Annotated in this window: 20 protein-coding genes; 14 read left to right on the forward strand and 6 right to left on the reverse strand. The window is 66.0% G+C overall.

Annotated features, from left to right (window positions below; all coding sequences use genetic code 11):
• The first annotated feature begins 81 nt into the window (after nucleotides 1-81).
• From ACGFK1_RS02615 to ACGFK1_RS02635, 5 genes are all read left to right on the forward strand, one after another.
• On the forward strand, nucleotides 82-1440 hold the full coding sequence (locus tag ACGFK1_RS02615; protein WP_393425124.1) for an ammonium transporter: 1359 nt from the start codon (nucleotides 82-84) through the stop codon (nucleotides 1438-1440).
• Between the two features lie 5 nt (nucleotides 1441-1445).
• Complete coding sequence (locus ACGFK1_RS02620) at nucleotides 1446-1784, forward strand: P-II family nitrogen regulator (RefSeq protein WP_003881099.1); 339 nt, start codon at nucleotides 1446-1448, stop codon at nucleotides 1782-1784.
• 77 nt (nucleotides 1785-1861) lie between these two features.
• Nucleotides 1862-4357 (forward strand): [protein-PII] uridylyltransferase, encoded by a 2496-nt coding sequence (locus ACGFK1_RS02625; RefSeq protein WP_393425130.1) that lies wholly within the window; start codon nucleotides 1862-1864, stop codon nucleotides 4355-4357.
• Between the two features lie 43 nt (nucleotides 4358-4400).
• Entirely contained in the window at nucleotides 4401-5963 is a 1563-nt protein-coding gene (ffh, locus tag ACGFK1_RS02630; protein ID WP_393425133.1) for a signal recognition particle protein, read from the forward strand.
• A gap of 1 nt (nucleotide 5964) precedes the next feature.
• Nucleotides 5965-7041 (forward strand): amidohydrolase family protein, encoded by a 1077-nt coding sequence (locus ACGFK1_RS02635; protein WP_393425136.1) that lies wholly within the window; start codon nucleotides 5965-5967, stop codon nucleotides 7039-7041.
• Between the two features lie 83 nt (nucleotides 7042-7124).
• Here the strand turns inward: ACGFK1_RS02635 and ACGFK1_RS02640 are convergent, their stop codons facing one another.
• Together ACGFK1_RS02640 and ACGFK1_RS02645 are read right to left on the reverse strand one after the other, a co-directional pair.
• A complete protein-coding gene (locus tag ACGFK1_RS02640; RefSeq protein WP_393425139.1) occupies nucleotides 7125-7961 on the reverse strand; it encodes a D-alanyl-D-alanine carboxypeptidase family protein in 837 nt (278 codons plus the stop codon).
• Nucleotides 7962-8024: 63 nt separating this feature from the next.
• Complete coding sequence (locus tag ACGFK1_RS02645) at nucleotides 8025-8903, reverse strand: D-alanyl-D-alanine carboxypeptidase family protein (protein ID WP_393425142.1); 879 nt, start codon at nucleotides 8901-8903, stop codon at nucleotides 8025-8027.
• A gap of 46 nt (nucleotides 8904-8949) precedes the next feature.
• Here ACGFK1_RS02645 and ACGFK1_RS02650 point away from each other — a divergent pair, with 46 nt between their 5' ends.
• Nucleotides 8950-9372: a nuclear transport factor 2 family protein gene (locus tag ACGFK1_RS02650; protein ID WP_393426307.1), complete on the forward strand. Its 423-nt coding sequence runs from the start codon at nucleotides 8950-8952 to the stop codon at nucleotides 9370-9372.
• On the opposite strand, the gene ACGFK1_RS02655 is transcribed toward ACGFK1_RS02650, so the two are convergent.
• A complete protein-coding gene (locus ACGFK1_RS02655; protein ID WP_393425145.1) occupies nucleotides 9369-9998 on the reverse strand; it encodes a class I SAM-dependent methyltransferase in 630 nt (209 codons plus the stop codon). The two genes, ACGFK1_RS02650 and ACGFK1_RS02655, sit on opposite strands and share 4 nt — an antisense overlap.
• Nucleotides 9999-10003: 5 nt before the next feature.
• On the reverse strand, nucleotides 10004-10483 hold the full coding sequence (locus ACGFK1_RS02660) for a nuclear transport factor 2 family protein (protein WP_393425148.1): 480 nt from the start codon (nucleotides 10481-10483) through the stop codon (nucleotides 10004-10006).
• A gap of 225 nt (nucleotides 10484-10708) precedes the next feature.
• Here ACGFK1_RS02660 and rpsP point away from each other — a divergent pair, with 225 nt between their 5' ends.
• The 4 genes from rpsP to trmD are packed head-to-tail and all read left to right on the forward strand — an operon-like array spanning nucleotide 10709 to nucleotide 12693.
• Entirely contained in the window at nucleotides 10709-11233 is a 525-nt protein-coding gene (gene rpsP, locus ACGFK1_RS02665; RefSeq protein WP_393425151.1) for a 30S ribosomal protein S16, read from the forward strand.
• 8 nt (nucleotides 11234-11241) lie between these two features.
• A complete protein-coding gene (locus ACGFK1_RS02670) occupies nucleotides 11242-11484 on the forward strand; it encodes an RNA-binding protein (RefSeq protein ID WP_003881089.1) in 243 nt (80 codons plus the stop codon).
• Between the two features lie 8 nt (nucleotides 11485-11492).
• The gene (gene rimM / locus ACGFK1_RS02675; RefSeq protein WP_393425158.1) at nucleotides 11493-12011 is read left to right on the forward strand and encodes a ribosome maturation factor RimM; all 519 of its coding nucleotides are present in this window, start codon (nucleotides 11493-11495) and stop codon (nucleotides 12009-12011) included.
• A 1-nt stretch (nucleotide 12012) separates the two neighbouring features.
• The gene (gene trmD / locus ACGFK1_RS02680; protein WP_393425161.1) at nucleotides 12013-12693 is read left to right on the forward strand and encodes a tRNA (guanosine(37)-N1)-methyltransferase TrmD; all 681 of its coding nucleotides are present in this window, start codon (nucleotides 12013-12015) and stop codon (nucleotides 12691-12693) included.
• A gap of 55 nt (nucleotides 12694-12748) precedes the next feature.
• On the opposite strand, the gene ACGFK1_RS02685 is transcribed toward trmD, so the two are convergent.
• Nucleotides 12749-13693 carry a hypothetical protein gene (locus tag ACGFK1_RS02685; RefSeq protein ID WP_393425164.1) on the reverse strand — a complete coding sequence of 315 codons (945 nt, stop codon included), beginning with the start codon at nucleotides 13691-13693 and terminating at the stop codon, nucleotides 12749-12751.
• Between the two features lie 304 nt (nucleotides 13694-13997).
• Here ACGFK1_RS02685 and rplS point away from each other — a divergent pair, with 304 nt between their 5' ends.
• From rplS to ACGFK1_RS02705, 4 genes are all read left to right on the forward strand, one after another.
• Nucleotides 13998-14339 (forward strand): 50S ribosomal protein L19, encoded by a 342-nt coding sequence (gene rplS / locus ACGFK1_RS02690; RefSeq protein ID WP_393426310.1) that lies wholly within the window; start codon nucleotides 13998-14000, stop codon nucleotides 14337-14339.
• A 74-nt stretch (nucleotides 14340-14413) separates the two neighbouring features.
• Nucleotides 14414-15241, forward strand: a complete 828-nt coding sequence (gene lepB, locus ACGFK1_RS02695; RefSeq protein ID WP_393425167.1) for a signal peptidase I — start codon at nucleotides 14414-14416, stop codon at nucleotides 15239-15241.
• A gap of 45 nt (nucleotides 15242-15286) precedes the next feature.
• Nucleotides 15287-16006 carry a ribonuclease HII gene (locus tag ACGFK1_RS02700; protein WP_393425170.1) on the forward strand — a complete coding sequence of 240 codons (720 nt, stop codon included), beginning with the start codon at nucleotides 15287-15289 and terminating at the stop codon, nucleotides 16004-16006.
• A 41-nt stretch (nucleotides 16007-16047) separates the two neighbouring features.
• Nucleotides 16048-16353, forward strand: coding sequence for a DUF2469 domain-containing protein (locus tag ACGFK1_RS02705; RefSeq protein WP_064398671.1), 306 nt, complete (start codon nucleotides 16048-16050; stop codon nucleotides 16351-16353).
• A 262-nt stretch (nucleotides 16354-16615) separates the two neighbouring features.
• Here the strand turns inward: ACGFK1_RS02705 and ACGFK1_RS02710 are convergent, their stop codons facing one another.
• Entirely contained in the window at nucleotides 16616-17899 is a 1284-nt protein-coding gene (locus ACGFK1_RS02710) for a TetR/AcrR family transcriptional regulator (protein ID WP_393425173.1), read from the reverse strand.
• Nucleotides 17900-18082: the final 183 nt, after the last annotated feature.

The raw sequence follows: 18082 nt of genomic DNA on the forward strand, positions 1-18082 counted from the left end.
AACCACTCAGCAAAGTCTTGGACCAGGTCAACGATCGCAAAAAACGTTGCGGCCGTGGCGTGTCGAAGGAGGAAACTGCGAGTGGATGGATTTCCGACCCTCGGTATACCGGACACCGGTGATACCGCATGGATGCTGGCCAGCGCTGCGCTTGTCTTGCTGATGACCCCGGGGCTGGCCTTCTTCTACGGAGGCATGGTCCGAGCACGAGGCGTTCTCAACATGATCATGATGAGCGTCAGCGCCATGGGCGTCGTCACCGTGTTGTGGTCGCTGTACGGGTACTCGGCGGCCTTCGGCAACGACGTCGGCAACTTGTTCGGCAATCCGACCCAGTACTGGGGCCTCAAGGGGCTGATCGGCGGCACCTATCTACAACTGGACTCGGCCGATCCGGCGGTGTCGATTCCGCTGGCAGGCACCATCCCGCAGACCGTCTTCGTGGCGTTCCAGCTGATGTTCGCGATCATCACGGTGGCGCTGGTCTCCGGTGCGGTGGCGGACCGGCTGAAGTTTGGCGGGTGGCTGCTGTTCGTGGCGCTGTGGGTCACGGTGGTGTACTTCCCGGTGGCGCACTGGGTGTTCGCGTTCGACGGTGTCACCGCCGAGCATGGTGGCTGGATTGCCAATAAGCTCAAGGCGATTGACTTCGCAGGCGGTACCGCGGTGCACATCAACTCCGGCACCGCAGGCCTGGTGCTCGCGATCATTCTCGGCAAGCGCCTGGGCTGGCCGAAGACCCCGATGCGGCCGCACAACCTGCCGTTCGTGATGTTGGGCGCCGGCCTGCTGTGGTTCGGCTGGTACGGATTCAACGCAGGCTCCGCGGTGGGCTCGAACGGCATTGCGGGCGCGACGTTCATCACCACCACCATCGCGACCGGGACGGCGATGCTGGGCTGGCTGCTCACCGAGCGCATCCGTGACGGTAAGGCCACCTCGCTGGGTGCCGCGTCGGGCATCGTGGCGGGTCTTGTCGCGATCACCCCGTCCTGCTCGTCGGTGAACGTGGTCGGCGCGATCGTCGTCGGGCTGGCCGCCGGTGTGATCTGCGCGCTGGCTGTTGGGCTGAAATACAAACTGGGATTTGATGATTCACTAGATGTCGTCGGTGTGCACATGGTCGGTGGCCTGGTCGGCACCCTGCTGGTGGGCCTGGTCGCTACGTCGGCGGCGCCCGCGGCGGTCAATGGTCTGTTCTATGGCGGCGGTTTCGACCAGCTATGGCGCCAGGCGGTCGGTGCGGGGGCGGTTCTGCTCTATTCCGCCGTTGGTACGGCTATCGTGGCCTTGATCGTGAAATACACCATTGGGCTGCGTATTAGCGAGGAGGACGAGTCGTCAGGCATCGATGAGGCCGAACACGCGGAAACCGGATACGACCTCGCCGCGGTCAGTGGTGGCAGCTCGGTACTGGCCCGTCACGGCGCGGAGGGATGAGGAATATGAAGCTGATTACTGCGATCGTCAAGCCGTTCACACTCGAAGACGTCAAGACCGGCCTCGAACAGACCGGTATTCTCGGAATGACCGTCAGCGAGGTTCAGGGCTACGGCCGCCAGAAGGGTCACACCGAGGTGTACCGCGGCGCCGAGTACTCGGTCGACTTCGTGCCGAAGGTGCGGGTCGAGGTCGTCGTCGATGATTCCGCCGTGGACAAGGTGGTCGACGTCATCGTCCAGGCCGCACGTACCGGCAAGATCGGTGACGGCAAAGTGTGGGTCAGCCCCGTCGACACCGTGGTCCGGGTGAGAACCGGGGAACGGGGAGCCGACGCCCTTTGAGCCGCAAGTGAAATGAGTCGTCGTCTCCCGGATCTGCACCGTGAGCGTTAATAGGTAAAGCCGGGAGAGGACTCGAGATGGCTGAGCAGACACCGGATTCCGCCAACGAGCGCGAGGAGCAGAAAGTCGCCGCCGGCGCGCCCAAATGGGTAGCGCCGGCGGCGGGCTCGTCTCGGCCGGCGACCGATCTGGTGGCCGCATGCGAACAATTGCTCTCCGGCGGTGCGCGCCAACTCGATTCGGCCGCACTCCGCAACGCCCTGCTCGATCTGCACGATTTCTGGCTCACCACCAAGGCCACCGAGATCGGGATAACCGCCACAAGTGGATTCGCGATCGTCGCGACAGGTGGGCTCGGCCGCGGCGAACTGCTGCCATTCTCGGACCTCGACCTGATGCTGCTGCACGACAAGATGCCACGCGAGGTCGTCAGTCAGGTCGCAGAACTGCTGTGGTACCCGTTGTGGGACGCCAACATTCGCATCGACCACAGCGTGCGCACCGTCCCCGAAGCGCTGAATGTGGCGGGCGAGGATATTTCCGCCGGGCTGGCCATGCTGGAGGCCAGGCACATCGCGGGCGATGCCGACCTGTCGTCACTGTTGATCAGCGGCGCGCGCCGGCAGTGGCGCATCGGAATCGCATCGCGTTTCGACGAACTCGTCGCACATACCGAGCAGCGGTGGGAGCGCAGCGGCCAGATCGCGCACCGCGCCGAGCCCGATCTCAAGTGCGGCCGTGGCGGTCTGCGCGACGTACAGCTACTCAACGCGCTTGCGATCGCTCAACTCGCCGACGTGTATCCGAGTCGCTCGCTTGCCTCACCGACGGGCACGCTGGGCGAAGCGCATCTCGCGCTGCTCGATGTCCGCACCGAACTGCACCGGGTGTCGCGCCGCGGCCGCGAGTTGCTGCTGGCTCAACACGCCGACGAGATCGGTGCCGCGCTGCACATCGGGGACCGATTTGACTTGGCGCGCACCTTGTCTGACGCCGCCCGCACGGTCAGCTACTACGTCGACGCGGGACTCCGCACTGCCGCGAATGCGCTGCCGCGCCGCGGGCTGGCGGCATTCAAGCGCCCAGTGCGCCGTCCCCTCGACGAGGGTGTGATCGAGTATGCGGGCGAGGTGATCCTGGCCCGCGACGCGCGCCCCGAGCGTGATCCCGGCCTGATCCTGCGGGTGGCGGCCGCATCGGCGACGACCGGGTTGCCCATCGCGGCGTCGACGCTGGCCCGGCTCACCGAGACCGCACCGGAGTTGCGCACACCGTGGCCGCGGCAGGCGCTCAAGGATCTGCTGGTGATGCTGGCCGCCGGTCCGACTGCGGTGGCCACCATCGAAGCGCTCGACCGAACGGGGTTGTGGGGCAGGCTCTTCCCGGAGTGGGGCGCCGTGCGCGATCTGCCGCCCCGCGACGTGGTACACATCTGGACCGTCGACCGCCACCTGGTGGAAACGGTCTCGCGGGCCAGCGCATTCACGACCCGAGTGTCCCGGCCGGACATGCTGGTGCTCGGGGCGCTGTGCCACGACATCGGTAAGGGCCGCGGCGGTGACCACAGCGTCATCGGTGCCGAACTGGCCACCCAGATCGGCACCAGGCTGGGGCTGTGGCCATCGGATGTCGAGCTGCTGTCAAAAGTGGTGCGCCACCACCTATTGCTGCCACACACCGCGACGCGGCGGGATCTACAGGACCCGAAAACCATCGAGGCGGTGGTCGACGCGCTCGACGGCGATCCTGTGTTGCTCGAACTGTTGCAGGTGCTTGCCGAGGCGGACTCGCTTGCCACCGGCCCCGGCGTGTGGGGCGACTGGAAGGCGTCTCTGATCGGCGATCTGGTCCGGCGGTGCCGGATGGTGATGGCGGGCGAGCCACTTCCGACGCCGGATCCCGTTGACCCGCGGTACATTTCGCTGGCCGCGGACGGCGGCGTGCATGTCGAGATGACGCCGGGCGACAGCCCGCACATCTACAACCTGACCATGATCGCCCCGGACGTCCGGGGTCTGCTCTCCAAGGCCGCTGGTGTGCTGGCACTCAATTCGCTTCGTGTGCACTCCGCGTCGGTGAACGGGCACGAAGGCGCGGCCATCAACACGTTCGTCGTATCCCCCCACTTCGGTTCGCCGCCGGCCGTCGAATTGCTGCGGCAGCAATTCATCCTGGCGCTCGAAGGGGAACTCGACGTGCTGGCCTCCTTGGACAAGCGGGACAGGGACTCCGTGCAGTACGGGACGACGCGGGCGGGGCAGGTGCCCGACGCGGTGCCGATCAACCACGCCACCGCGCCGCCGAAGATCCTGTGGTCCGACGGTCAACAGCCGGGGGAGTTGGTTGTCCAGATTCGTGCCACCGACAGGGCAGGCCTGTTGGCCAGGCTGACCGTGATCTTCGAACGCGAAGGGGTGGACATCGCCTGGGCCAAGGTCACCACGCTGGGCTCGTCGGTGGTCGACGTGTTCGCGATCACCGCCACTGAGTCGCTCCGCGACGAACTGGAGCACGACCTGTTCGCCGTGCTACCGGCCCCGGCGCCTGCGAAGCCGGTATCGGAAGCCAGCTAGGCGTCCGAGCGACCGGAACCGACCATTCGTTAGGCTGAACGGCGTGTTTGAATCGCTGTCCGACCGGTTGACCGGCGCCCTGCAGGGGCTGCGCGGCAAGGGCAGGCTGACCGACGCCGACATCGACGCGACCGCCAGGGAGATCCGGCTGGCGCTGCTCGAGGCCGACGTCTCGCTGCCTGTAGTACGCGCGTTCGTCGCCCGCATCAAAGACCGCGCCAAGGGCGCCGAGGTCTCCGGTGCGCTGAACCCCGCCCAGCAGGTCGTCAAGATCGTCAACGACGAGCTGATCGGCATCCTCGGCGGCGAGACCCGCCAACTGGCGTTCGCCAAGACACCGCCGACCGTGATCATGCTTGCCGGTCTGCAAGGTTCCGGTAAGACGACGCTTGCCGGCAAGCTGGCGAAATGGCTTCGCGGTCAAGGAAATACGCCGCTGCTCGTGGCCTGTGACCTGCAACGGCCGGGTGCGGTAAATCAGCTGCAGATCGTCGGTGAGCGAGCCGGTGTGCAGGTGTTCGCGCCGCATCCAGGCGTGTCCACGGCGGGCTCAGAGGCGGCCGGTCACGGCGATCCCGTTGCGGTGGCTGCCGCGGGCCTTGCCGAGGCCAAGGCCAAGCTCTTCGACGTCGTCATCATCGACACCGCGGGCCGGTTGGGCATCGACGACGAGCTGATGAGCCAGGCCGCGGCCATCCGCGAGGCCGTCGATCCCGACGAAGTGATCTTCGTGCTCGACGCCATGATCGGCCAGGACGCCGTGACCACGGCGGAAGCGTTCCGCGAGGGCGTCGGCTTCACCGGCGTCGTGCTGACCAAACTCGACGGCGACGCCCGCGGCGGCGCCGCGCTGTCGGTGCGCGAGATCACCGGCGTCCCGATCCTGTTCGCGTCGGCAGGCGAGAAACTCGAGGATTTCGACGTCTTCCACCCCGACCGCATGGCCAGCCGGATTCTGGGCATGGGCGACGTGCTCACGCTGATCGAGCAGGCCGAACAGCACTTCGACGCCCAGAAGGCCGAGGAGGCGGCGGCCAAGATCGGCTCGGGTGAGCTGACCCTCGAGGACTTCCTCGAGCAGATGCTCGCCATCCGCAAGATGGGCCCGATCGGCAACCTGCTCGGCATGTTGCCCGGCGCAGGACAGATGAAGGATGCGCTGGCCGCCGTCGACGACAGCCAACTCGATCGTGTGCAGGCCATCATCCGCGGCATGACGCCTGCCGAGCGCGCCGACCCCAAGATCATCAACGCCTCGCGCCGGCTGCGGATCGCCAACGGATCCGGTGTCAGCGTGTCGGAGGTCAACCAGCTCGTCGACCGGTTCTTCGAAGCGCGCAAGATGATGTCGCAGATGGCAGGCCAGATGGGAATGCCCTTTGGGCGCAAGGGTTCTGGCCGCAAGTCCGGTAAGGGCAAGAACAAGCAGGCCGGCAAGAAAAAGGGCAGGGGACCGACCCCTTCGAAGGCGCGCAATCCACTCGGCGCCGCGAGCTTGCCTGCCGGGTTCCCCGACCTGTCGAACATGCCGAAAGGCCTCGACGAGTTGCCGCCGGGTCTCGCGGACATCGACCTGTCGAAGCTGAAGTTCCCGGGCCAGAAATAGGATGCGCCACCCCGCTCTTCACGTGCGCGGGCTTGGCTTGCCTGATGGCAGGCCGGTCGAGTGGTGGATCGTCGATGGGCTGCTGAGCGCTGAACCGGTCGCCGATGCCGAGACCGTGTTCGACGGTGGCTGGATCGTGCCCGGCTTGGTCGACGCGCACTGCCATGTAGGCCTCGGTGAGCACGGCGTCATCGAACTCGACGAAGCGATCGCGCAGGCCGAAACCGAACGCGACGTCGGCGCGCTACTCCTGCGCGACGCGGGATCGCCGACCGACACGCGCAGCTTCGACAACCGCGATGATCTGCCCCGCATCATCCGTGCCGGCCGACACCTCGCAAGGCCGAAGCGCTATCAGCGCGGATTCGCCATCGAGTTGGAGGACGAGTCGCGGTTACCCGACGCGGTGGCCGAACAGGCCCGCTGGGGCGACGGCTGGATCAAGCTGGTCGGCGACTGGATCGACCGCGACGCCGGTGACTTGGCGCCGCTGTGGTCCGACGAGATCCTCAAGGAGGCGATCGACGCCGCCCACGACAACGGCGCCAGGGTCACCGCGCACGTGTTCAGCGAGGACGCTCTGCCGGGGTTGATCAACGCGGGCATCGATTGCATCGAGCACGGCACCGGACTGACCGACGACACCATCGAGCTGATGGTCGAGCACGGCACCGCGCTGGTGCCCACGCTGATCAACATCGAGAACTTCCCGGGCATCGCCGCCGCGGCGGACAAATACCCGACATACGCGCGACACATGCGGGACCTCTACGCCAGCTGTTATCCGCGGATCGCTGCCGCACGTGAGGCAGGTATCCCGATCTTCGCGGGCACCGACGCGGGCAGCACGGTAGCGCACGGCCGGATCGCCGACGAGATCGAGGCGCTCAAGCGCATCGGCATGAGCCCGACCGAGGCGCTTGGCGCGGCCAGCTGGACGGCGCGAGAGTGGTTGGGGCGACCTGGAATTGAACATGGTGCCTCGGCTGATCTGGTGTGCTACGCCGACGATCCGCGCTCGGGTGCCGACGCGATCAACCACCCGGCCCGGGTAATCCTGCGCGGCCGCGTCTTCTAGCGCCACCTTCCCTCGCGAGCAGACGTAAAACTGCCTGCTTTTGGCGATACTCGGGCAGTTTTGCGTCTGCTCGCCGAGGAGTGTCACCGGTACTGGCTGAAGCCCCAGTCCAAGAGTCCGATGGCCTGGCCGTACATGTCGCCGTCGCCGTGCATCTGCACGACGACGAGGCTGTGGCCGTTGCGTTGCGCGGCGCCGACGAACGTGTGTTGAGCGAGATCCGTGTAGCCGGTCTTGCCGACAAGCGTGCCGGGGTAGCGCTTCAGCAACTGGTTCTGGTTGTCGATCTGCTTCGGCCCGTCGTCGGTCGGGAACAGCGACGACGGTTGGCGCACGATCGCGGCGAAGGCCGGATAACCAAGTGCGGCGCGGTAGATGATCGCCAGGTCAAAAGGCGTGGTGACCGATTCCATGCCGGGGCCGTCCAGACCCGACGGCGAGGACGCGTGGGTATTGCGGGCACCCAGCGCAGCGGCTTTGGCATTCATTCGGGCCACCGCCGTTTGATACCCGCCGAGGCCTTGTGCGAGCGTGTTCGCGGCGTCGTTGCCCGACACCAGCATCACCCCGTCGAGCAACTGACGCACGGTGTACGCCCGGCCCGCCTTGACCCCAACACAGGAACACTCGACGTCGGTGTTGGCTGGTGTCGCGGTGATCACCGCGTTCAGCGGAAGCTGATCCAACACCACCATGGCAAGTAACGCCTTGATGGTGCTGGCGGGCGCGTGTGGCTCATATGGGTTGCGGGAAGCCAGGATTCGGCCGTTGCCAAGGTCGGCGAGCAGCCATGCCTGCGCGGGTCCTTGTGGTAGATCGACCGCGCCTGCGGGTTGAATACCCGGCTCAGCCGGTGCTGGGGGAGCGACCATTACGGCCGCGGACAGCGCGATGGTCAACGCGGCCAATAATTTCCGCACGGCCGCCGAGAGTACTGGGGCGCGTCCACCCGCGAGGTCTCAGATGTGTTGCGATTGCGCAACTCAAAGCGAGCCGATGCCTGCTCCTGGGCTCTGTGCGAAGCCCCAGTCCAACAGCCATGACGCCTGATCCCAGTAGGTCGGGCCGCCCTCTTTGATCAGTCCGTACATCATCGCGATCACCAGGCGTCGTCCGCCGCGCTCGGCGGCCGCGACGAACGTCTTCTTGGCCGCATCGGTGAAGCCGGTCTTTCCGCCGATCGCGCCGGGATAGCGATGCAGCAGTTCATCCTCGTTCACCAGCTGCTTTTCGCCCGCGCCCGACGGGAACGTCGCCACCGGCTGCGAGGTGATCTGGGCGAACGTCGGGTTGGCCATCGCGGCACGGAAGATGATCGCCAAGTCCCGGGGCGTGGTGGCGCCCGACCCGGCGGGGCCGTCCAGTCCGGACGGCGTCGTCGCGTGGGTGTTCACCGCGCCAATCGACGCGGCTTTGGCGTTCATCTTCGCCACCGCGGTGTCGTAGCCGCCGATCATGTCGGCCAGCGCGTTGGCGGCGTCGTTGCCCGACACCAGCAGCACGGCGTCCAGTAGTTGACGCGCTGTGTAGGTACCGCCGGGCTTGATGCCCACACAGTTGCACTCGACCTGCGTGTCGGCTGCCGTGCCGACCATCGTCGCGTCGAGGTTGGGCAGCTCCTCCAGTGCGGTCAGCGCCAGCAGCGTCTTGATCGTGCTCGCAGGCGGGTGTGCGACGTCCATCTCGCGACCCGCCAGCACCTGCCCGGTGTCCATGTCGGCGACGATCCAGGCCGGCGCGGGACCGTCCGGGATCGGCACGCTGCCGACAGGCTGGACGTCCGCATCCCCCGAGGCGATCGGCGTGGTCGACAGCATGATCAGACTCAGGCACGTGGCCAGGGTCGTGACGAATCTCCCCATGGGGTCTGGAGCCTAACCGCGCCACATGGTCGTGTTCAATCAACGGATGCTGAGCCTGGAGGAGATTTCGGATCGGTTCGAGATCCAGCAGCTGCTGATCGACTACTCAACGGCGATCGACAGCCGACAATTCGATGACCTCGACCGGGTGTTCACCGAGGACGCCTACATCGATTACCGCGCCATGGGGGGCATCGACGGCCGCTTCCCCGAGGTGAAGGCATGGTTGGCGGACACCCTGCCGAAGATCTTCGCGTCGCACGCGCACATGCTCGGCAACGTCGATGTGCGGATCTCCGGCGACACCGCGTCGTCACGGACCTTCTGCTTCAACCCGATGGTGTTCGCGGGAGAAGCCAATCAGGTCATGTTCTGCGGGCTGTGGTACCTCGACGAGTTCGTCCGCACCGCCGACGGATGGCGGATGAGTCGGCGCGTCGAGGAGAAGTGCTTCGACAAGGTGGTCTAGCCGCGGCTGCCGACGATCAGGTGACGCGGTATCGGTTGGTCCTCGATTCGGCGCTGCTCGACGCGCAGACCTGAATCCGCAAGTGCCGCAGCGACTTCGCCGACCGGGCGAATGGTGAAACCGTGTTTGGTGAACGGCAGTCGCGCCATCACGTCTGGATCGCCGATGCCGATCACCGCGCGGCCGCCCGGCCGCAGCACACGGGCAAGCTCGGCACAGGCCGCGTCGAGTCGGGAGATGAAGTACACCGTGTTGACGGTGATCAGCGCATCGACCGAACCGGCGTCGAGCGGCAGGTCGGTCAGCGACCCGCGCGCCAACCGGAGCCGAACGTCCCCGCCGAACTTCGACTTCGCCCTGCGCAGCATGTCGTCGGCGATCTCGATACCGTGGACGACCCCGCCGTCACCGACGCCAGCCAACAACAGTTGCAGGCCGGCGCCCCCGCCGAAACCGACGTCCGCGGCGACGTCGTTCTGCCGGACCCCCGCCGCGTCGACGGCGGCCGCGATGGCCTTTTCGTTACCACGGTTGAGCGCCCGCGCGACAACCGGACCGAGGATGCCGTGCGGGTGGGCCAACTGCCCGGCCACCGCGGCCAACAACCGCTCGCGCAGGAACGTCATGACGGTCACCTCACCAGCAGGCGCACGGCCCGTTTGATCCGGTCGGACAGGTACACGGAGACGACCATGTTGAAGATGTCCTCACGCAACCGGGTCAGCGTCGAACTGGTGATCAGCCACCGGTCGCCGCGTTTTTCGTAGCTTTCGTGGTAGTGGCCGTAGCCGCGCAGGTTCACCCCGGGCGCCAACCGGACCACGTCCTCGAGCGCCCAGATGCCCCGCGCCGTGGTCGCCGAGGTCAGCTCGATCTCCGGCGCATGCACCTGGTGGGCGGTGGCCCGGTCGCCCACGCCCTTGCGGGTGAACGCGACGAAGTCGTCGGCGCCGCGGATCAGCTTGCCGCCCGCCTGCGAGGTGTCGCTGAGGAAGTCGTCGGCGAAGAGCTCACGCCACGCCGCCCAGTCCTTCGTGTCGAGGTAGCGGCAGTACCATGCCTTCAGCTTTCTGATCGCCTCGATCTCCAGCAGTGCGGTGGCGTCATCCATAGCCGAAGCGTGACATCGGCGGCGGAAGCTGTAAAGGCCGACGGGTCGCGATTTTCGCCGGAAGCGGCTGTTCTGGCACAATGGGCGGCTGTCTGCCATGCGACCCGCCTTCGGCTTCTCGCTGGGTGCTTGCATGGCGGTCACACACGTAAGGCAAAACCGGGTCCGGGCATCCGCCCGCGATCGCCGAATTGCAGCGTGGCAACCACAGGAGATCGTTTCATCATGGCTGTCAAGATCAAGCTCACCCGGCTTGGCAAGATCCGCAATCCCCAGTACCGCATCGCTGTCGCCGACGCGCGCACCCGTCGCGACGGCCGCGCGATCGAGATCATCGGCCGTTATCACCCGAAGGAAGATCCGAGCCTGATCGAGATCAACTCGGAGCGAGCCCAGTACTGGCTCGGCGTCGGCGCCCAGCCCACCGAGCCGGTGTTGCAGCTGCTGAAGATCACCGGCGACTGGCAGAAGTTCAAGGGTCTGCCCGGCGCTGAGGGCACGCTCAAGGTCAAAGAACCCAAGCCGTCCAAGCTGGATCTGTTCAACGCCGCGCTTGCCCAGGCCGAAGGCGGGCCTGCCACCGAGGCCACCACGCCGAAGAAGAAGAAGGCGCCTGCAAAGAAGACCGAGCAGGCCGCCGACAAGGGGGCTGCTGAGGCCGAGGTTGCGCCGGTCAAGGACGAGTCCGAGCCGGCCGCCGAGGGCGCGGACGCCACCGTCGACGGCGCCGCCGAGAACACCGAAAGCTGACCGCGACCATGAGCTCTGTCGTCGTTGACGCCGTCGAGCATCTGGTCCGCGGAATCGTCGACAATCCCGATGATGTCCGCGTCGACATGGTGACCAGCCGTCGCGGCCGCACCGTCGAGGTGCATGTGCACCCCGACGACCTCGGTAAGGTCATCGGCCGCGGTGGTCGCACCGCAACCGCGCTGCGCACGCTGGTCGCAGGGATCGGCGGCCGCGGCATCCGCGTCGACGTGGTGGACACCGACCAGTAAGGGTCGGCATGGACCTGGTAGTCGGGCGGGTCGTCAAAGCGCACGGCGTCACCGGCGAGGTGGTCGTCGAGGTCCGCACTGACGATCCGGACACCCGATTCACGCCCGGTTCGTCGCTGCGGGGCAGGCCGTCTCGCGGTGGCCAGGAGAGCAGTTACGTCATAGAGTCGGTCCGCGACCATGGCGGACGCCTGCTGGTGCGGCTCGAAGGGGTGACCGATCGCGATGCCGCGGATTCGCTGCGTGGCACCGTGTTCCTGGTCGACTCGGCGGATCTGCCGCCGATCGAGGATCCCGACGAGTTCTACGATCATCAACTCGAAGGGCTCCGCGTGGTGACCACCGCGGGAGCACCCGTCGGCTCGGTCGCGGAGGTGTTGCACACCGCGGCAGGCGAATTGCTTTCGGTACGTGCCGAGGACCGCGAGGTGTTGGTGCCGTTCGTCACCGCCATCGTGACATCGGTGTCGCTTGCGGATCAGACGATCGTGATCGACCCGCCAGAAGGCCTTCTGGAGCTGGGTTGACATGCGCATAGATGTCGTCACGATCTTTCCCGGTTACCTGGAACCATTGCGACAGTCCTTGCCCGGCAAGGCGATTGAGGCGGGTATCGTCGATCTCGCGGTGCACGACCTGCGGCGGTGGACCCACGATGTGCACAAGTCGGTCGACGACTCCCCGTACGGCGGCGGTCCGGGCATGGTGATGAAGGCGCCGGTGTGGGGTGAAGCGCTTGACGAAATCTGCACGGACCAAACGCTTCTGATCGTTCCCACGCCAGCGGGACGACTGTTCAGGCAGGACGATGCGCAACGCTGGAGTATCGAGAAGCACTTGGTGTTCGCATGCGGACGGTACGAGGGCATCGACCAACGGGTCGTTGACGACGCGGCACGTCGGATGAAGGTCGAGGAGGTCTCGATCGGTGACTACGTGTTGCCCGGCGGCGAATCGGCCGCGCTGGTGATGATCGAGGCGACGGTCCGACTTCTTCCCGACGTGCTCGGCAATCCCGCGTCGCATCAACAGGATTCGCATTCCGACGGCTTGCTCGAAGGGCCGAGTTATACCCGGCCGGCCAGCTGGCGTGGGCTCGAGGTGCCCGAGGTGCTGCTCTCGGGTGACCACGCGAAGATCGCGGCGTGGCGCCACGAACAGGGACTGCAACGGACGCGTCAGCGCCGCCCCGACCTGTTCGACAATTGAGAGGTCCGTGCGCAGATAAGCGCGCTGAGCGCTCGTGAACGCACACAAATCACGGTTAGATTCGGCCGCCGGGGAACATCGTCTTCACGGCCTGGGTGATGGTGTTGCGCGCGGTGACGTCGTCGGCGGGCTGCATCGAGGCGATCGCCACCACATAGCGACGGTCGGGCCCGACCACGCCGGTCGACCAGTGCACCCAATTGCCACCGTTCCAACAGCAGAACCAGCCCTGCTTGACCGCCACCGGCTCGGCGTACAGGCCCTCGGGGATACCGAATCGCTGGGGATAGAACCCGCCGGGCTGGGTGCCGTCGGGCGCCGTCGGCGTCGATGCCGCGAGGTTGGCCATGATGAGATTGGCCCGCTCCGGCGGCAACCCGCCTTTGCCGGACAGCAACTTGTCGTAGTACTGAACGAGGTCACCGGTGGTGCTCAAGGTGTTGAACCAGCGGCCGTTGTACGGCGTCGAGGTCGCCCCCAACCCGTACCGCGCGGTCACCCGGGAGATGATCGCGCTGCCGCCACTGCGGTTCCAGAAGACTTCGGCCGCGCTGTCGTCGGAGGACCGCAACATCGCGTCGAACGCTTGGCGGTCGCTGGGGGACAGCTGAGTCTGTCCGTGCGCCTCCTGCAACAGCAGGTCGTCGGCGATGAACAGCTTGACCACCGAGGCGATCGGCATCCCCTCGGTGTTGCCGTTGGACAGCACCTGCCCGGTGTTGCGGTCGAGGACGGTGATCGAGACGTCGGCGCCGGCTGTCGACGCCTCGGCGGTGGCCCGCTGGATCCGGTCACCCAAGCCGGCGAACGCCGCGGCGGGCTCGTCGGGCGGGGACTCCGGAATCGGCGCCTTGGTCCCCATCGGAGCGACGACCGTCAACTGCGGCGCGGCAGGCGCGGGAGTGTCGCCGTAGACCTTCGCTTCGCAACCAGCCAGCAGGGGGACCGCGACGACGACAGCAGCGGTCGCCGTTACCAGTTTCGGCGGCCGCCCTCGCATGGTCCTCCCTCGCGTGTTTAACCTGGAAATCGGGTTCGCCCACCACCCTGCCGGTGTCTGTAGCCTAGCCGTTCAAAGCAACCGACGTGTGGTTAGACCGCCTTGGCGTTTCGGAGCGCCGGCCGACGACGGTTTTCACTCGATTTCGTCAGATGCAGCCGATCTGGCACAATTGAGCAGTTGTCTGCGCTGGCCCACTTCGCCCGCTGCGAGACGCCCCAGATACGCCCGACAGACCGGCTCGGCAACACGTCACATTGTGGCGCAGGCGCCCGCGGCCGCCAACAACAAGGAAGTGTCACCGATGAACACGCTGGACTTCGTCGATCAGACGTCGCTGCGCGACGACATCCCGGATTTCGGCCCCGGCGACACCCTCAACGTGCACGTCAAGGTCATCGAGGGGTCCAAGGAACGCATCCAGGTCTTCAAGGGTGTGGTGCTGCGCCGGCAGGGCGGCGGCGTCCGCGAGACCTTCACCGTGCGCAAGGAAAGCTACGGCGTCGGCGTCGAGCGCACCTTCCCGGTGCATTCGCCCAACATCGACCACATCGACGTCGTCACCCGCGGTGACGTCCGCCGCGCGAAGCTGTACTACCTGCGCGAGCTGCGTGGCAAGAAGGCCAAGATCAAGGAGAAGCGCTGACTTCGCGCATCGGAGTCTGATCCTTGGAAAGCGACGAGCGCGGCGGCGAGCATCGCGCTGGCTACTCTGATCCGGTGACCGACGCTACGGATCCTCAGGACTCGTCTTCTGATCCTTCGCCCGAGACCGCCCAATCGGTCACCGACGAAACAACGGAAGAACCCAAGAAGCGGGGCGCGCTGCGCGAAGCGGCCATCCTGATCACCATCGCGGTGGTCCTCTACTACGTCATGCTGACGTTCGTCGCGCGGCCCTACCTGATCCCTTCGGAATCGATGGAGCCCACGCTGCACGGCTGCGCGGGGTGCACCGGCGACCGGATCATGGTGGACAAGCTCACCTACCGGTTCGGGACACCGGAGCCCGGCGATGTGATCGTGTTCAAGGGTCCGCCCAACTGGAACATCGGCTACAAGTCGATCCGCTCCAAGAACACCGCCGTTCGTTACGTGCAAAACACGCTGTCGTTCATCGGCTTCGTGCCGCCCGACGAGAACGATCTGGTCAAACGCGTCATCGCGGTGGGCGGGCAAACGGTGCAGTGCCGGGCCGACACCGGACTGACCGTCGACGGCAAGCGGCTCGACGAGCCCTACCTCGATCCGACGACGATGATGGCCGACCCCAAGATCTACCCTTGTCTGGGCCCCGAATTCGGGCCTGTGCACGTGCCAGAGGGCAGGTTGTGGGTGATGGGCGACAATCGGACGCACTCGGCCGATTCCCGTGCGCACTGCGGCAATACACCCGAGGCGGCGCAGCAGGGCCTCATCTGCACGGCCGACCCGACGCCAGGCACGGTGCCGGTAGACAATGTCATCGGAAAGGCGCGGTTCATCGCCTGGCCGCCGGCGCGGTGGGGTGGAGTCCATGCGGTGAACCCGCAGACTCAATCGCCGTAGGGAGCCCGATGAGCCGCTTTCGCGAAGAGAAGAGGGCCTGAGCTCTTGCCGGCGACATGGCCTCCTCGGACAGTGATCCGGAAGTCGTCGGGCCTGCGCACTCTGGAGTCCGCGCTGTACCGCGGCGGCCTGGGTCCGGTGGCGGGTGTCGACGAAGTCGGCCGCGGTGCATGTGCAGGCCCGTTGGTGGTGGCGGCTTGTGTGCTGGGGCCAAACCGGTTGGAAAGCCTCTCGGCGCTCGACGACTCCAAAAAGCTGCACGAGAAGGAACGCGAGCGACTGTTCCCGCTGATCCGCCGCTACGCTTTGGCGTACCACGTGGTGTTCATTCCTTCGGATGAAGTCGACCGGCGCGGGGTGCACGTCGCGAACATCGAAGGCATGCGCAGAGCAGTGGCCGGCCTGTCGGTCCGGCCCGGTTACGTGCTCTCGGACGGTTTTCGGGTGCCCGGCCTCCCGGTGCCGTCGCTGCCAGTTGTCGGTGGTGACGCCGCAGCGGCCTGTATCGCGGCGGCCAGCGTGCTGGCCAAGGTGAGTCGGGACCGGCTGATGGTGAAGATGGAAGCCGAGCACCCCGGCTACGGGTTCGCCGATCACAAGGGCTACAGCACCCCGGCGCACAGCGCCGCACTGGCCGAACTGGGACCGTGCAGCCAGCACCGGTACTCGTTCATCAATGTGCGGCGTCTGGTGGCGGTCGAAGGTGAACTGGTGCCGGATGACGCGCTCGACTGGGAACCCGAGCACCAGAGCCAACTCGGGTAGGGGAAGATGAGACGAGAACGACATGAAGGACAGCTGAGTAGATGAGTGCCGAAGATCTCGAGAAATACGAAACCGAGATGGAGCTCTCGCTCTACCGCGAATACAAGGACATCGTCGGGCAGTTCAGCTACGTCGTTGAGACCGAGCGGCGGTTCTACCTGGCCAACAGCGTGGAGCTGGTGCCGCGCAACTCCGATGGCGAGGTCTACTTCGAATTGCGGCTGGCCGACGCCTGGGTGTGGGACATGTATCGGCCTGCTCGGTTCGTCAAACAGGTTCGGGTGATCACGTTCAAGGACGTGAACATCGAAGAGGTCGAGAAGCCCGAGCTGCGGCTGCCCGAGTAGGCGTTGCGGCACAGCTGCTGAATGCGCCGCGGGGAATCGCCAAGGGCAGGGCGACGGAACCGCGCAGTGTTGCCGCGCGGATGGTGGCGAACGTTCTTCACTCCGGTAGCCGAGGGCGCCAGCGGGCTGGGCCGGGCCGATGCGACGTCGGCGCGAGCAGACCCGACCAAATTTCAGGTTGCCGTCGCTGTGATCTTCACGCGGTCGGCCGGGCATCTCACGCGTGCCCGGTGAGGCAAGCCGCCCGTCACCATTCGCGTAGTTAGGTGCCGCGGACGATGACGCCGCGCAGCGTCGTGTCGCGGACGTGGATCAGCGACGCCCGAGTGCCAAGGGCGTGCAGGATGTTCTCCGGGATCCACCCGACGCCGATGACCGACCTCGCCAGCATTTCATTCGATGCGCTGTCGACGGTGATCTCGCCTGACTTGATTCCCTCGGCCAGAAGCGTTTTCATCTGCTTCACCCGCTTGGAGAACAGCCAGCCGATATTCGGCGTGTCAGGCGGCGACTGCCGCATCCACGCCAATTGGATCCGAAATTCGTCCCCGAATCGGTCCAACACATTGGTGTTCACCCAGGACAATGCGTCCAGCTTTTCGATGGGCGACGACTCCGAGCGCAACACGTTGGTCCAGCCGAGCGCCACCTTCTCGCCGAAGGACTGCATGATGGAGGCGAGCAACTCCTCCTTCGAACCGATCAACCGGTAGACGGTGCCCGTGCCGAGGCCTGCCGCCGCGGCGATGTCTCGAATCGTGGTGACCTCGTACCCTTTACGACCAAATTCCGCCCGTGCCACCGCGCGGATGTGCGCGCCCCTGTCGTCACCCTTGTCGTCGCTGTCATCCCAGGACCGCACGACGTCATCGGCGGCAATGAACGCCTTTGAGGCGTCGAGCTTTTCGTCGGTGGGCGGGGCGGTGGCCAGACCCTCGAGCAGGATGCGGCAAAGCAGCGTGGCGGCTTTCGGCGCGGTCGCGTTGGAGCGAATGACGTCGAGGCCGACCTGCAACATCGTCTGGACGATCCGGTCGGCCAGAACGGGCAGGTCGACGTCGGTCCGCAGATAGCCGCTCCACCTGGCGGCCCGCAGTGTCTGCACCATCGCCTGCAATACGGCAGTGGGCCGTTGCTGGGCCAGCGCCGTCAGTTCCGGGTTGGATGTCGGTCCCTCATAGAAGGTCATCTGCATGGCGGCGCCATGGGTCACCGCGCATTGGGCGATCGCTGAACCGAGGTCGACGATGCGGTCGAAGGCCGAAAGTGCAGTAGGGTCATCCAACCTGTCCTGCGCCCGCTGGGCGATCCGGTCGAGATCGGCGTGGTAGCGCCGAAGCAGCTCGACGAGAATGGCTTCCTTCGATTCGAAGTGGTGATACAGGCTGCCCGGCAGGATGCCTGCCGCCTCCGCGATTTCTTGCAGTGGGGTACGTAGTCCCGAACTGGCGATCAACGTTGCTGCGGTCTGCAGGATTTCGGTGCGACGGCTGCCGTCGTCATACGAATGCCCGGCGTGGGCGGCGAGGTCGGATTTCGGCGTCATCCGGCCACGCCCCACAGCGCCTCCAAGCTCAGGCTCCCGTCCATCGGTGTGGTCCAACCGACCCAATATTTGGTTGACGCTACCAGAACGGGGTGCCGGCACAGCCCTTCCCAGCGGTGGTATGCGCCGGTAGAAGGGTTGCGCGGGGGAGTCATGGACCAGCGATGTGGTCGAGCAAATCCT

Origin of the sequence: Mycobacterium sp. NPDC048908 (assembly GCF_043197955.1) — a bacterium.
In the GTDB taxonomy this organism is placed as follows: Bacteria; Actinomycetota; Actinomycetes; order Mycobacteriales; family Mycobacteriaceae; genus Mycobacterium.

Excerpts from the sequence above, each read along its gene's own strand:
- ACGFK1_RS02620 (WP_003881099.1), top strand. The coding sequence starts at position 1,446 with ATGAAGCTGATTACTGCGATCGTCAAGCCGTTCACACTCGAAGACGTC.
- ACGFK1_RS02625 (WP_393425130.1), top strand. The coding sequence starts at position 1,862 with ATGGCTGAGCAGACACCGGATTCCGCCAACGAGCGCGAGGAGCAGAAA.
- ACGFK1_RS02635 (WP_393425136.1), top strand. The coding sequence starts at position 5,965 with ATGCGCCACCCCGCTCTTCACGTGCGCGGGCTTGGCTTGCCTGATGGC.
- ACGFK1_RS02645 (WP_393425142.1), bottom strand. The coding sequence starts at position 8,903 with ATGGGGAGATTCGTCACGACCCTGGCCACGTGCCTGAGTCTGATCATG.
- ACGFK1_RS02650 (WP_393426307.1), top strand. The coding sequence starts at position 8,950 with ATGCTGAGCCTGGAGGAGATTTCGGATCGGTTCGAGATCCAGCAGCTG.
- ACGFK1_RS02655 (WP_393425145.1), bottom strand. The coding sequence starts at position 9,998 with ATGACGTTCCTGCGCGAGCGGTTGTTGGCCGCGGTGGCCGGGCAGTTG.
- ACGFK1_RS02660 (WP_393425148.1), bottom strand. The coding sequence starts at position 10,483 with ATGGATGACGCCACCGCACTGCTGGAGATCGAGGCGATCAGAAAGCTG.
- rpsP (WP_393425151.1), top strand. The coding sequence starts at position 10,709 with ATGGCTGTCAAGATCAAGCTCACCCGGCTTGGCAAGATCCGCAATCCC.
- ACGFK1_RS02670 (WP_003881089.1), top strand. The coding sequence starts at position 11,242 with ATGAGCTCTGTCGTCGTTGACGCCGTCGAGCATCTGGTCCGCGGAATC.
- rimM (WP_393425158.1), top strand. The coding sequence starts at position 11,493 with ATGGACCTGGTAGTCGGGCGGGTCGTCAAAGCGCACGGCGTCACCGGC.
- trmD (WP_393425161.1), top strand. The coding sequence starts at position 12,013 with ATGCGCATAGATGTCGTCACGATCTTTCCCGGTTACCTGGAACCATTG.
- ACGFK1_RS02685 (WP_393425164.1), bottom strand. The coding sequence starts at position 13,693 with ATGCGAGGGCGGCCGCCGAAACTGGTAACGGCGACCGCTGCTGTCGTC.
- rplS (WP_393426310.1), top strand. The coding sequence starts at position 13,998 with ATGAACACGCTGGACTTCGTCGATCAGACGTCGCTGCGCGACGACATC.
- ACGFK1_RS02705 (WP_064398671.1), top strand. The coding sequence starts at position 16,048 with ATGAGTGCCGAAGATCTCGAGAAATACGAAACCGAGATGGAGCTCTCG.
- ACGFK1_RS02710 (WP_393425173.1), bottom strand. The coding sequence starts at position 17,899 with ATGACGCCGAAATCCGACCTCGCCGCCCACGCCGGGCATTCGTATGAC.